13 protein-coding genes are annotated in these 12800 nt (G+C 67.8%); 3 read left to right on the plus strand and 10 right to left on the minus strand.

Annotated features, from left to right (window positions below; genetic code table 11):
* Nucleotides 1-16: 16 nt before the first annotated feature.
* From FOZ70_RS11990 to FOZ70_RS12015, 6 genes are read right to left on the minus strand one after another with little or no spacing between them, the layout of a single operon-like run.
* Complete coding sequence (locus tag FOZ70_RS11990) at nt 17-1054, minus strand: ABC transporter permease (protein ID WP_219705944.1); 1038 nt, start codon at nt 1052-1054, stop codon at nt 17-19.
* Between the two features lie 31 nt (nt 1055-1085).
* Nucleotides 1086-2624, minus strand: a complete 1539-nt coding sequence (locus tag FOZ70_RS11995; RefSeq protein WP_059494866.1) for a sugar ABC transporter ATP-binding protein — start codon at nt 2622-2624, stop codon at nt 1086-1088.
* A gap of 12 nt (nt 2625-2636) precedes the next feature.
* On the minus strand, nt 2637-3413 hold the full coding sequence (locus tag FOZ70_RS12000; RefSeq protein WP_059489473.1) for an SDR family oxidoreductase: 777 nt from the start codon (nt 3411-3413) through the stop codon (nt 2637-2639).
* Nucleotides 3414-3472: 59 nt separating this feature from the next.
* Nucleotides 3473-4750, minus strand: coding sequence for an L-fuconate dehydratase (locus FOZ70_RS12005; RefSeq protein WP_219705945.1), 1278 nt, complete (start codon nt 4748-4750; stop codon nt 3473-3475).
* A gap of 23 nt (nt 4751-4773) precedes the next feature.
* Nucleotides 4774-5616, minus strand: coding sequence for an ureidoglycolate lyase (locus tag FOZ70_RS12010; protein ID WP_027789693.1), 843 nt, complete (start codon nt 5614-5616; stop codon nt 4774-4776).
* A 43-nt stretch (nt 5617-5659) separates the two neighbouring features.
* Entirely contained in the window at nt 5660-6424 is a 765-nt protein-coding gene (locus FOZ70_RS12015; RefSeq protein WP_021161445.1) for an SDR family oxidoreductase, read from the minus strand.
* A gap of 665 nt (nt 6425-7089) precedes the next feature.
* On the opposite strand from FOZ70_RS12015, the gene FOZ70_RS12020 reads away from it, so the two are divergent.
* The 3 genes from FOZ70_RS12020 (at nt 7090) to FOZ70_RS12030 (ending at nt 9048) form a co-directional block, all read left to right on the plus strand.
* Nucleotides 7090-7380 carry a DUF3331 domain-containing protein gene (locus tag FOZ70_RS12020; protein ID WP_021161446.1) on the plus strand — a complete coding sequence of 97 codons (291 nt, stop codon included), beginning with the start codon at nt 7090-7092 and terminating at the stop codon, nt 7378-7380.
* A 167-nt stretch (nt 7381-7547) separates the two neighbouring features.
* Nucleotides 7548-8534, plus strand: coding sequence for an oxidoreductase (locus FOZ70_RS12025; protein WP_069254882.1), 987 nt, complete (start codon nt 7548-7550; stop codon nt 8532-8534).
* A 214-nt stretch (nt 8535-8748) separates the two neighbouring features.
* Complete coding sequence (locus tag FOZ70_RS12030; protein ID WP_021161448.1) at nt 8749-9048, plus strand: DUF4148 domain-containing protein; 300 nt, start codon at nt 8749-8751, stop codon at nt 9046-9048.
* A 200-nt stretch (nt 9049-9248) separates the two neighbouring features.
* Here FOZ70_RS12030 and FOZ70_RS12035 read toward each other — a convergent pair whose 3' ends face one another.
* The 4 genes from FOZ70_RS12035 to FOZ70_RS12050 all read right to left on the minus strand — a co-directional run.
* Entirely contained in the window at nt 9249-10445 is a 1197-nt protein-coding gene (locus FOZ70_RS12035) for a TauD/TfdA family dioxygenase (protein ID WP_219705946.1), read from the minus strand.
* Between the two features lie 22 nt (nt 10446-10467).
* Nucleotides 10468-11424 carry an alpha/beta hydrolase gene (locus FOZ70_RS12040; protein ID WP_059649713.1) on the minus strand — a complete coding sequence of 319 codons (957 nt, stop codon included), beginning with the start codon at nt 11422-11424 and terminating at the stop codon, nt 10468-10470.
* 33 nt (nt 11425-11457) lie between these two features.
* Entirely contained in the window at nt 11458-11946 is a 489-nt protein-coding gene (locus tag FOZ70_RS12045) for a thioesterase family protein (RefSeq protein ID WP_021161452.1), read from the minus strand.
* Between the two features lie 69 nt (nt 11947-12015).
* On the minus strand, nt 12016-12800 hold a 785-nt coding region (locus FOZ70_RS12050), incomplete at its 5' end, for an L-carnitine dehydrogenase (protein WP_219705947.1).

The following is a 12800-nucleotide window of genomic DNA, read 5'->3' on the forward strand; positions in this document are numbered from 1 at the left end:
CACATGCCTGCGTGCATCAGCGGCGCCGCCGGCGCAGGATGTCGACGTAGACGGCCAGGATGATGATCACGCCCGTCACGACCGTCTGCCATTCCTGCGCGACCGACATGATGCGCAGGCCGTTGGTCAGCACGCTCATGATGAACGCGCCGATGATGGTGCCGACGATGCTGCCCGCGCCGCCCGACAGCGACGTGCCGCCGATCACGACGGCCGCGATCGCATCGAGCTCATAGCCCTGCCCGAGCGCCGGCTGCGCGGAGTTCAGCCGCGACGCGATCAGCAGCCCGGCGATCCCGCACACCGCGCCGCTGAACGTGTACACCGCGATCTTCCATGCGTCGACGTTCACGCCGGACAGCCGCAGCGCCTCCTCGTTGCTGCCGAGCGCGAACGTGTAGCGGCCGAAGATCGTGCGGTTCAGCACGATCGACGCGCCGATCGCGACGAGGAACAGGATCAGCACCGCATTCGGAATCGGCAGCGCCGGAATCAGGTTGCCGATCAGCGAATCCTGCGCGATCGACGTGAAGCCCGGCGTGTCGTTGAAGTAGATCGGCCGCGTGCCCGAGATCACGAGCGACAGCCCCTTGAGCAGCATCATCATGCCGAGCGTCGCGATGAACGGCGGCACCTTCATCTTCGCGATCACGAAGCCCGATACGCAACCCGACAGCGCGCCGAAAAACAGCGCGGCCAGGATCCCGAGCGGCAGCGGCATGCCCCACTTCGTCAGCACGACGCCGGCCATCACCGCGCAGAACGTCATCAGCGTGCCGACCGACAGGTCGATGCCCGACGTGATGATCACGTAGGTACACGCGACCGCCAGCACGCCGTTCACGGCGGTGGCCTGCAGGATCGTGACGAGGTTGTCGACTTCGAGGAAGTTCGGCGACGCGAAGCTGAAGAACACGATCAGCAGCACGAGGCTCGCGAACGCGAGCAGCTTCTGGCGCGCGGCGGGGTTGAAGAAGCGCGACTTCAGGCTCGATGCGCCGGCAGGCGTATCGCCGGACGCGAGGGGCGGAATGGGATGCGTATCGTTGGACATGATCGGATAGGCGTATGGATCGGCGTCTGAATCAGGACAACACGGTCGACTCGCGCTGCGTCGCGAGCTGCATGATCTTTTCCTGCGTGGCGTCGGCCGCGCGCAGCTCGCCGGTCACGCGCCCCTCGCACATCACGAGAATCCGGTGGCTCATGCGCAGCACCTCCGGCAGTTCCGACGAGATCATCACGATCGCCTTGCCGTCGGCGGCCAGCGCGTCGAGCAGCTTGTAGATCTCGCTCTTCGCGCCGACGTCGATGCCGCGCGTCGGCTCGTCGAAGAACAGGATGTCGCAGTCGCGCAGCAGCCACTTCGCGATCACGATCTTCTGCTGGTTGCCGCCCGACAAAAGGCGCGCGGGCTGCGCGACCGACGGCGTGCGGATCGCGAGCTGCCGCACATACGCGTGTGCGGTGTCGCGCATCGCGCGCGCGTCGAGAAACACGCCACGGCGCACGAAACGACGCATGCTCGACATGGCGATGTTGTTCTGCACGTCCATCCCGACCGCGAGCCCGAAGTGCTTGCGATCCTCGGACAGATAGCCGATGCCGTGCTTCACCGCATCGGCCGGCGTGCGGATCGTCACGGTCTTGCCGTGCACGCGGATCTCGCCCGCGTCGATCGGGTCGGCGCCGAACACCGCGCGCGCGACCTCGGTGCGGCCCGCGCCCATCAGGCCCGCGAAGCCGAGAATCTCGCCGCGCCGCAGCGTGAAGCCGACGTCGCGGATCGCACGGCCGCGCGACAGCCCGCGCACTTCGAGCGCGACGTCGTTCGCGGACGTATCGGGCGGCGTGCGGAATTCCGTCGCGAGCTGGCGGCCGACCATCATCGCGATGATCGCGTCCATCGACGTATCCGCCATCGGCACGGTCGCGACGTACTTGCCGTCGCGCATCACGGTCACGCGATCGGCGATCTGGCGCAGCTCGTCCATCTTGTGCGAGATGTAGACGATGCCGACGCCGTGCGCGCGCAGGTCGCGGATGATGCGGAACAGCTCGGCGATCTCCGCGTTGTTGAGCGCGGCGGTCGGCTCGTCCATGATCAGCACGCGCGAGTCGAACGACAGTGCCTTCGCGATCTCGACCATCTGCTGCTTCGCGACCGTCAGCCGGCCGACCGGCGTGCGCGGATCGAGATCGAGCCGCATCCGCCGGAAGATCGCGGCGGCATCGCGATTCAGCGTGTCTTCGTCGACGAACACGCCGAAGCGGCCGCGCGGCTCGCGGCCGATGAAGATGTTCTGCGCGACGCTCAGGTGGTTCATCAGGTTCAGTTCCTGATGGATGATGCCGATCCCGAGCGCCTGCGCGGCGCGCGGATCGGCGATCTCCACCGCACGGCCGTCCATCCGGATCTCGCCGCCGTCGCGCTGGTACACGCCCGCGAGGATCTTCATCAACGTCGACTTGCCGGCGCCGTTCTCGCCCATCAGCGCATGCACTTCGCCGGCACGCAGGTCGAAACGGCAATCGTCGAGCGCCTGCACGCCCGGGAAGCGCTTGCCGATGCCGGTCAATGCGATCAGCGGCGGCGCGGCAGTCAGGTTCGGGTCGGGTTGCATGGAGCGCGGCCCTCAGCTGATCGCACGGTCGAGATGCGTATAACCGCCGTCGACGAACAGCCACTGGCCCGTCGTGTGCGATGCGCGTGCCGACAGCAGGAATACGGCCGTATCGGCGATCTCGTCGGCCGTCGTGAAGCGTTTGCCGAGCGGCACCTTGCCGGCGATGCCCGCCAGCTTCGCGTCGGGGTCGTCGAAACCGGCGAGCCAGTTGCGGTAAAGCGGCGTCATCACCTCGGCCGGAATCACCGCGTTCACGCGCACGCCGTCGTCGCGCAACGCGACGGCCCATTCGCGTGTCAGCGCGAGTTGCGCGCCCTTCGACGCGCAATAGCCGCTCGTGTTGCCCTGGCCGGTCACGGCCGTCTTCGACGCGACGTTGACGATCGCGCCGCGCGTCGCCTTCAGGTGCGGCACGCAGTAGTGCGCCATCACGTAGTAGTGGATCAGGTTGCGCTCGAGCGACGCGACGAACGCATCGCGACCGGCATCGAGCCCGACACCGTCGTTGACGCCCGCGTTGTTGACGAGGCCGTCGAGACGACCGAAGCGCGCGACGGTCTGCGCAACCGCGTCGCGGCACTGTGCGTCGTCCTGCAACTCGACCGACATGCACGCGGCCTGCGGCTGCTTCTGCACGAGTGCGCGCCAGAACGCATCGTCGGGCGCGTGGCGCGCGAACACCACCGGAATCGCGCCTTCTTCGGCAAGCCGCATCGAGATCGCGGCACCGATGCCCGATGCGCCGCCGGTCACGATCACGACCTTGTGTTGCAGATTCAAATCCACTTCGCGTCTCCGTCGTTCAAGTTGTCGGCGCGCACGACGCGCGTCGCGCGCGCCGTGCCTCAGCCCCGGAACCGGTACTGCTCCAGCGATTCGGGTTTCATCTCGATCGAGAAACCGGGCGCCGTCGGCGGCATGTAGGCCGCGCCGCGCACGATGCACGGTTCGACGAAATGCTCGTGCAGGTGATCGACGTACTCCGTCACGCGCCCTTCCTTCGTGCCGGAAATGCACACGTAGTCGATCATCGACAGATGCTGCACGTATTCGCACAACCCGACGCCGCCCGCATGCGGGCAGACGGGCAGCCCGTACTTCGCGGCCATCAGCATCACCGCGAGAATCTCGTTCACGCCGCCGAGCCGGCACGCATCGATCTGCACGACGTCGATCGCACCGCGCGCGATGAACTGCTTGAACAGGACGCGGTTCTGGCACATCTCGCCGGTCGCGACCTGCACGGGCGCGATCGCTTCGCGGATCGTGCGATGCCCTTCGACATCGTCGGGGCTCGTCGGCTCCTCGATGAACCACGGCCGCGCGAACGCCAGCTCGCGCACCCAGTCGATCGCCTCGTCCACTTCCCACACCTGGTTCGCGTCGATCATCAGCTTGCGGTCCGAGCCGATCACTTCGCGCGCGATCGTCACGCGGCGGATATCGTCCTCCAGGTTCGCGCCGACTTTCAGCTTCACGTGGTCGAACCCGGCTTCGACGGCTTCGCGGCACAGCCGCCGCAGCTTGTCGTCGCTGTAGCCGAGCCAGCCGGCCGACGTCGTGTAGCACGGGTAGCCGTCGCGCTCGAGAATCGCGATCCGCTCGGCCTTGCCCGGCGCCTGCCTGCGCAGCAGGTCGAGCGCTTCGTCCGGCGTCAGGCAGTCCGTCAGGTAGCGGAAGTCGATCGCGCGCACCAGTTCCTCGGGGCTCAGGTCGGCAACGAGCCGCCATAACGGCTTGCGTTCGGCTTTCGCCCACAGATCCCACACCGCGTTGACGACGGCCCCCGTCGCCAGATGAATCGCCCCCTTGTCGGGGCCGATCCAGCGCAACTGACTGTCCGACGTGACGTGCCGCCAGAAGCGGCCCATGTCCGCGCGAATCCAGTCGAGGTCGAGGCCGACGACGAGGTGACGCATCGCGTCGATCGCCGCGCAGCAGATCTCGTTGCCGCGCCCGATGGTGAACGTGAGGCCGTGACCTTCGAGCCCGTCGCGGTCGGTTTCGAGCACGACGTACGCGGCCGAATAATCGGGGTCCGGGTTCATCGCATCGGAGCCGTCGAGCTGGCGCGAGGTCGGAAAGCGCACGTCGAGGACGCGCATCGATCGAATGATAGGCATGACGAATCGTCCGCGAAAGGGAATCAGGCCTGCACGGTGCGCTGGCGTTGCTCGCCGAGCCCGTCGATACCGAGCGTGATCACCTGCCCGGCGCGCAGATAGACGGGCGGCTTCTGCCCGAGGCCGACACCCGGCGGCGTGCCGGTCGAGATCACGTCGCCCGGCTGCAGGCTCATGAAGCGGCTCAGGTAGCTGATCAGGTGCGGCACGCGGAACACCATCGTCGCGGTCGTGCCGTTCTGGTAGCGATGGCCATCGACGTCGAGCCACAGCCGCAGCGCATGCGGATCGGGCACTTCGTCGGCCGTCACGAGCCACGGGCCGAGCGGCCCGAACGTGTCGTTGCCCTTGCCCTTGTCCCACGTGCCGCCGCGTTCGAGCTGGAATTCACGCTCCGACACGTCGTTCACGACGCAGTAGCCCGCCACGTGCGACAGCGCGTCGGCTTCCGCGATATAACGACCGCCCTGGCCGATCACCACGCCGAGTTCGACCTCCCAGTCGGTCTTCTCCGAGCCGCGCGGAATCTCGACGTCGTCGTTCGGCCCCGAGATCGCGCTCGTCCACTTGCCGAACACGACGGGCTCCTTCGGCACCTCCATCCCCGATTCGGCCGCGTGGTCGGAATAGTTGAGCCCGATGCAGATGAACTTGCCGACGCGCCCGACGCACGCGCCGAGCCGCGGCGTGCCTTCGACCCGCGGCAGCGACGACGGCGGAATGTCGCGCAGCCGCGCGAGCGAGGCCGGCGCCAGCGCATCGCCGGCGAGATCGTCGATCACGCCCGACAGGTCGCGGATGTGGCCCTGCGCATCGAGCAGGCCCGGTTTTTCATGGTGTTTGTCGCCAAATCTCAGCAGTTTCATGTCGTCTTGAACGGAAATGGAAAGTGAACGGAGAAAGGCGCGGTCAGTTCGACCAGCCGCCATCGATCAAATGAATCGCGCCGGTCGTGAACGACGCTTCGTCGGACGCGAGGTACAGCGCGAGCGCGGCCACTTCGTCCGCGGTGCCGATGCGGCCGATCGGCTGGCGCGCGACGAACGCCTGGCGCACCTCATCGGCCGACACGTCGCGCATGCGCGCCTGGTCCGCGATCCGCTGCTCCAGCGACGGCGATTCGATCGTGCCCGGGCAGATCGCGTTGCAGCGGATGCCGCGCTCGACGAAATCGGCGGCCACCGCCTTGGTCAGGCCGATCACGGCCGCCTTGGTCGTGCCGTAGACGAAGCGGTTCGGCACGCCCTTCACGCTCGACGCGGCCGACGCCATGTTGATGATCGACGCGCCGCCCGCTTCGAGCATCGCGGGCAGCAGCGCGCGAATCAGGCGGTACATCGACGTGACGTTCAGGTTCAGCGAGAACGCCCATGCGTCGTCGTCGCAGTCGAGGATCGAGCCGTGGTGGACATAGCCCGCGCAGTTGAACAGCACGTCGAACGCGCGCTCGTTCGCGGCAAGCGCCGCGACGTCCTGCGCATCGGTGACGTCGAGCCGCCGCGTGGCCAGCCGGCTGCCCGCGCGTTCGGCGTCGGCCTCGAGCCGCACGAGCGCGGCTTCGTTGATGTCGGTCGCCAGCACGTCGGCGCCCTCGCTCGCGAACCGCAGCGCGGTCGCGCGGCCGATACCCTGCCCGGCCGCCGTCACCAGCGCGCGTTTGCCCTGCAATCTCATGAGCGACTCTCCCGAAAAAACCGGCCACCCGTCGGCCGATTGGCACAAAGGACTAAAGGTCCAACCAATCATAGGAGCCGACTTTGCGTTTGTCACGAAATCGGAATTCAGTATTTACCCGGGCGTGGAAATCGGGCGGTCGAGCAAGCATCCGGCATTCGACGGCACGCGGGCGCCTGTCCCGGGATCCGCGCACACCCAATACCGACGGGCCGTCCAGCCGTTTATCCAGACACGCCCGGCGAGGCGCCGCGCCAAACTGGCGAAAAAGTCATGTTCGCGTCAGGGTCTCAACGGGATGCGCGCGCCATCATGACGTACCGGACTGCGCTACCGGTCCATCGCCTCCCCGCCCGCGTTCGATCCCTGCGGGCATCTCCGTCCCCCCGGCGATGGGCTCCGTGACTGGGCGAGCAGACACGGCGCGCAGGCCGATTTCCCGCCCCGGACTTCATGTCCGGGGCGTTTTTGTCGTTGGTTTTCCAAGAAAATAAGCGTGGATTGTTTCTAAATCGGCAAAAGGTAATTTGAGCCAGACAGGATGTTTTTTCCGGTCACAGACGCTTACATTTAGCGCACCACTCATGGAAACCGCTACGGATTCGCCATCGGGTAGTGACATCCACTGCCACGGCCGAACCGCACGAGCTTTAGGAAACGGCAAAATGAAGGCCTCCAAATCCCTGCCTGTGCTCGATCCCGCCGACGTCCACGTCGAAATTCTCGAACGCTCCGATACGCTGCTCGTCGTCCGCTGGGTCGAGCCCGGCCGCTGTCACTACGGTGAACAGCGCTGGCGCCGCCGCTTCGCGCAACGCACCGGCACGTGCGCGCTGTCGCGCCAGGTCATCCAGCGCGGCGACGAAGTCTTCCGCCCGGCCGAACGCCCGGCGCCCGCGAACGCGGCCGCGATGATCTCCGCCGCCGAAGTGCTCGCGCTGGCCGGCGGCAGGTAAATCCTGCCGGCCGCGCATCGCGGCATGCGGTGCCACACGATGCGCAAGCCCTAGAAGCGCCGGTCTAATTCCCCTGCTTGCCTGCCACGACCACGCGCACTATCGTTACACCACTCGATGTAACGATTACGTGCCGCGGCCATCCGGTCGCGCCGATGGAGGCAGACATGCATGCATGGAGCGCGCGCCACGTCCCGGCGCAGGGCGGCAAGGTCGCGGTCGTGACCGGTGCCAATAGCGGGCTCGGCTGGCAACTCGCGGAAACGCTGGCCGCGAAAGGCGCGACCGTTGTGATGGGCTGCCGCGACGCGGCCCGCGCCGCGCAGGCCGCCGATGCGATCCGCCGGCTCCATCCCGATGCCCGCGTCGAAGTCGACGCGCTCGACCTCGCCGATCTCGCCTCGATCGCACGCTTCGCGGCCGATGTGGCCGAACGCCATGGCCGCGTCGATATCCTCTGCAACAACGCCGGCGTGATGTTCCTGCCGCTGCGCCATACGCGCGACGGCTTCGAGATGCAGTTCGGCACCAACCACCTCGGCCATTTCGCGCTGACCGGCCATCTGCTGCCCGCGCTGCGCGCCGCGCGCCGGCCGCGGGTCGTGACGATGTCGAGCGGCCTCAACCGCGGCGGGCGAATCCGCGTCGACGACCTGCGCGCCGAGCGCCGCTACAACCGTTATCTCGCCTATTGCGACAGCAAGCTCGCGAACCTCGTGTTCGCGATCGAACTGCAGCGCCGTTTCGAGCGCGCGGCGTTCGCCGGGATCAGCGTGGCCGCGCACCCGGGCTACGCGGCAACCAACCTGCAGTTCGCGGGCCCGGCGATGGACAGCTCGCCCGCGCGTGCGGCGCTGATGCGGGCCGCGAACCGTTATCTCGCGCAGCCGGCCGACCAGGGGGCACTGCCCGCGATTCATGCGGCGACCGCGCCCGATCTCGCGGGCGGCGCGTATATCGGGCCGTCCGGCTGGTTCGAGTCGCGCGGGCTGCCGGCGCCCGCGAGCGTGCCACGCACGGCCCGCGACGTGGGATCGGCGGCGTTGCTGTGGGAGGCATCGGAAGCCGCGACGGGCGTGCGCTTCCTCAGCTCGGGCGCGCCGGCCGGACGTTCGCCGGGCCGGCCGTTCGACACCGCGGCCGAGGCGCGCTGAAATGCGTGCCGGCCTCCGCAACATTCTTCATACTTGTTGCACCAACCGATAAGAAAGCCCGTTGAAAGCCTGAGTCGACGCGCCACTGTTACTGCCCAGGAAACAATCTATCGTCAAAATCAGCGTTTACCCTGAACCTTCCGATGACTAAGATTTGATCAATCGCTTAAGACATGGTGTCGAGAGCGAACTCAATAAAACACCGGAGGTCATCATGAAATCGCTCGTTTCCGCAGTCGTTGCCGCTGCCGCCCTGTCCGCTTCGTTCGGCGCATTCGCCCAAAGCACCGTGACCCGCGCGCAAGTGAAGAACGAACTGGTTCAGCTCGAACAAGCCGGCTACAAGCCGGGCCTGTCGAGCCCGTACTACCCGAACGACATCCAGAGCGCCGAAGCGCGTGTTCATGGTGCCGACACCAGCGGCTACGGCGCGCAACCGGCTCCGGCCGTCCACTCGGGCGCCCCGGCCGCAACGTCGTCGAACGCTCGCGACTCGATCTTCTTCGGCCAGTAAGCCGATGCGCCCCCGACGGGCGCCGCGAGCAGCGCGATGAAGAAACATCAGGACGAGCCCCCTTGCGGGGCTCGTCCTTTTTTATGAAACGCATACCTCCGCCGCCCGGCAGCGGGTGGCTTCGCCCGGGCGCCTCGCGTCCGGGCGCTTTTTCATCCTGCGCGGCAGGTGTGCAGGCAGGATGAAGCCGCGCGTGCGCGTCAGTGCGGTGCAGCCGCGGCAGACGCCGAACGCGACAGCACGCGCCACCGCGACAGCAATTCGTCACGATCGACGTAGCAGCCCTGCAGATGCCGGCGGCCGGTCGACGGATCGAACTCGGTGCGCGCATGCAGCACGCGCCGGTTGTCGAACGCCCACATGTCGCCCGCCCGCAGCCGGCGCTGCACGCGAAAGCGCGGCTCGCGCGCAAGCGCGAGAAACCGCCGGTACGCGCGATAGACGGCCGCGACCGAGCCGGCCGGCGCATCGAGCGGCCCGCGCAGGAAGTTCGCGACGCGCACCTCGGTCACGTTGCCGCGCGCATCGAGCCCGATCACCGGCGCCGAGCAGCGATAGTCGCTGTTCGCACTCTTGTTCCAGAGCTCGAACGGCGTCGACGCGAGTTGCTCGAAATCGGCCGGGTGCTCGCGCCGCAGCGCATCCGCCAGCGCGAAGCCGTCGAGGAACACGCTGTCGCCGCCGGTCGCGTCGTTCGCCAGACAATGCAGGAACTGCACGCCCGGCTGCAACTCGCGGGTCGGCAGATCGGTATGCGGCGGCAGGTTCAGCGACGTATACGCATTGCTGTCCGGGCGCGGCTTCGATTCGACGTCGAACAGCACACCGAAATTGCTCTCGCGGATCAGGCCGACGCGGCGCGCGATCTCGTCGACGCGCCCGCGCTCGGCCGGCACGCCTTCGACGAGCGTCAGCCCGGTGCGCTGCAACGCGGCGAGCCATGCGAGCAATGCGCCGTCGTCCTCCATCACGTCGCGCCACGCGAACACGCCGATGGCCGTCGCATCGTCGCCGGCCCACACGTGCCGCCCGTGCGCGGCCTGGCGCTCGGCGCGCGACGCGTCGTCGTACGCATGCGCGCGCAACCATCCCGGCGACCACGCGCTGCGATGTCCGTCGTTCCACTCGACATGCAGCGCGCCGTCGGCTTCGATGTGCACCGCGCGCGCGGCGAGATCCTCGCGCGCGTCGGCGATCTCGAATACCTGTTCACGCGTGACGGCATGCACGCATGCGGAGCACGCGCAATTGTCGCGCAGCCAGTCGAAATGAAACGGCGATCGTCGCGTGTCGCTCCACTCGACGTCCACCGCTGAGTCGCCAATCGCGACCGCCGCAATGGTCGCGTCGACCGAAAACGTCCGCCAGTCCTCGATACGGTGTTGCGCTGCCTGCATCGTTGCCTCCCGGAAACGCCCGCTACGCGTGTGGTGCGAGCAGAAACCCGCCGACCGTCCGGTGCATCCGCGCCGCCTGCGGGCTCGTTCCGAGCGCGCGCCAGCAGCCGTGCACCAGCCCCTCTCCCATCCAGTAGTGCGCGGCACCGCCGGCCGCGCGAATCCGTTCGACGTACACGCGCGCATCGTCGCGCAGCGGATCGTGTTCGGCGCCGATCGCGAGAACGGGCGGCAGGCCGTCGAAACGCGCCGCCGCGAGCGGCACCGACGCGCGCAACAGCGGATTGCCGTCTCCCAGCGCATCGGACAAGTCGCCGTTCCAGTACAGCGCGCGATAACGATGGACGTCGTCGAGCGTCAGCATCGGTGCGTGCGCTTCCGTTTCGCGCGCCGGCGATTGCGGTTCGAACCCGAGCATCGGATAGACGAGCGCGATGCCGTCGACACCGCCTTCGCCCGCATCGCGCAACGCGGTGGCCACGGCCGCCGCGAGCATGCCGCCCGCGCTGTCGCCCGCGAGCGTCAGCGGATGCGCGCACGGCCCGAACGGCCAGCGCGCGTCGCGTGCGGCGCGCGTGACGGCCAGGCAATCTTCAAGCGCGGCCGGCGCACGATGCTCGGGCGCCAGCCGGTAGTCGACCGCGATCACGTCGAGCCCCGTATCGGCCGCCAGTTGCGCGGTGATCAGCGCATGACTGTCGAGCGAGCCGACGACGAAGCCGCCGCCATGCAAGAACAGCACCGTGCCGCGCGGCGCACCCTGCGCGGACGTGTAGCGCCGCAGCGCGATCGCGCGGCCGTCGGGCGCCTGCCAGACGGCGTCCTGCTGCACGATGCCGGCCGGCAGCGCGGCCGGCGTCCACTCGGCCGCGAAGCGGTCGTAGAGGCGGCGCTGCTCGGCGGGCGCGCGTTCGGCCGCGTCGGCCGGATACCACGCGTCGACGGCAGCGACGAACGCCGCGATTTCCGGTTCGAGCATCGTGTGCGCTCCGCGCTTGAAGGTTCGCGCCCGCTATCGGCGCGGCGGCAGCGCGATCACGCGGCCCGCATACGCGGGTGCCGCGCAATCGCGCTGCAACGCATGCAGCCCGGCCACGCGTGCGGCCACGTCGTCGTCGAACGGCGCCGATTTCGCGCCGTCGCGCGTATCGACGTGCAGCAGCATCTGCTCGCTCGCCGATACCGCGTCGTCATGCCCGTCCGCGAACAGCTCGAGATACAGGTGCAGCCGCTTCGCGTCATGCGCCAGCACACGCGCATCGACACGCACCTGCGTGCCCTCCTTGATCTCGTGCAGGTAGTTCACGTGCGCTTCGAGCGTGTAGACCGAGCGGCCCCGCTCGCGGCGCGCGGCGTCGTCGAGGCCGATGCGATCCAGCAGCGCATCGGTCGCGAAGCTGAAGATCAGCAGGTAGAACGCATCGCGCAGGTGGCCGTTGTAGTCGACCCATTCGGGTCGCACCACGTCGCGGTATATCGTCAGCGGGGTATCGCCGGTCATCGCCTTCAGTCCTTTAGTGCTTTAGTGCTTTAGTGCTTTAGTGCTTTAGTGCTTTAGTGCTTTAGTCCCTTAGTCCTCGAATCGCATCCCGTGCCGCGCCTTCACCGCGGCGATCGACTTCAGCACCTCGGTGATGCACTCGTCGCGATAGCGTTCGAGTTCCTTGATGCTGCGCGTGCCCTGCTGTTCGGTCGTGCCTACGACGACGCTGTCGATCAGCGCATCGGTGAGCGTGGGTGCGACCAGCTTCGTCCACGGCAGTTCGAGCGCGGGGCCGAATTGCTGCATGAAGTGTCGCATGCCCGCGTCGCCGCCGGCGAGCGTGTAGGTCAGGAAGGTGCCCATGAACGACCAGCGGATGCCCGCGCCGAAGCGGATCGCGTCGTCGATCTCGCCGGTCGTCGCGACGCCCTCGTTGACGAGGTGCAGCGCCTCGCGCCACAACGCCTCGAGCAGCCGGTCCGCGATGAAGCCCGGCACTTCCTTGCGCACGTGCAGCGGCCGCATGCCGAGCTTGCGATAGATCTCCATCGCACCTTCGACCGCTTCCGGCGACGTGCGCGCGCCGCCGAGCACCTCGACGAGCGGCAGCAGGTAGACGGGATTGAACGGGTGGCCGACCACGCAGCGCTCCGGATGCGTCGCCCGCGCGTAGAAATCCGTCGGCAGCAGGCCCGACGTCGACGACGCGATGATCGCGTCGGGTTTCGCCGCGCGGCTGATCTGCTCGTGCAGTTCGAGCTTCAGCGCCTCGCGCTCGGGCGCGCTTTCCTGGATGAAATCGGCATCGGCGACGCATGCCTCGATCGTCTCCACGAAACGCAGCCGCGCGGGATCGGCGCCGGGCGCGAGGC

The sequence above is a fragment of the Burkholderia sp. COPS genome (assembly GCF_019425585.1).
Classification (GTDB): Bacteria; Pseudomonadota; Gammaproteobacteria; order Burkholderiales; family Burkholderiaceae; genus Burkholderia; species Burkholderia cepacia.

Excerpts from the sequence above, each read along its gene's own strand:
- FOZ70_RS11990 (WP_219705944.1), bottom strand. The coding sequence starts at position 1,054 with ATGTCCAACGATACGCATCCCATTCCGCCCCTCGCGTCCGGCGATACG.
- FOZ70_RS11995 (WP_059494866.1), bottom strand. The coding sequence starts at position 2,624 with ATGCAACCCGACCCGAACCTGACTGCCGCGCCGCCGCTGATCGCATTG.
- FOZ70_RS12005 (WP_219705945.1), bottom strand. The coding sequence starts at position 4,750 with ATGCCTATCATTCGATCGATGCGCGTCCTCGACGTGCGCTTTCCGACC.
- FOZ70_RS12010 (WP_027789693.1), bottom strand. The coding sequence starts at position 5,616 with ATGAAACTGCTGAGATTTGGCGACAAACACCATGAAAAACCGGGCCTG.
- FOZ70_RS12015 (WP_021161445.1), bottom strand. The coding sequence starts at position 6,424 with ATGAGATTGCAGGGCAAACGCGCGCTGGTGACGGCGGCCGGGCAGGGT.
- FOZ70_RS12020 (WP_021161446.1), top strand. The coding sequence starts at position 7,090 with ATGAAGGCCTCCAAATCCCTGCCTGTGCTCGATCCCGCCGACGTCCAC.
- FOZ70_RS12025 (WP_069254882.1), top strand. The coding sequence starts at position 7,548 with ATGCATGCATGGAGCGCGCGCCACGTCCCGGCGCAGGGCGGCAAGGTC.
- FOZ70_RS12030 (WP_021161448.1), top strand. The coding sequence starts at position 8,749 with ATGAAATCGCTCGTTTCCGCAGTCGTTGCCGCTGCCGCCCTGTCCGCT.
- FOZ70_RS12035 (WP_219705946.1), bottom strand. The coding sequence starts at position 10,445 with ATGCAGGCAGCGCAACACCGTATCGAGGACTGGCGGACGTTTTCGGTC.
- FOZ70_RS12040 (WP_059649713.1), bottom strand. The coding sequence starts at position 11,424 with ATGCTCGAACCGGAAATCGCGGCGTTCGTCGCTGCCGTCGACGCGTGG.
- FOZ70_RS12045 (WP_021161452.1), bottom strand. The coding sequence starts at position 11,946 with ATGACCGGCGATACCCCGCTGACGATATACCGCGACGTGGTGCGACCC.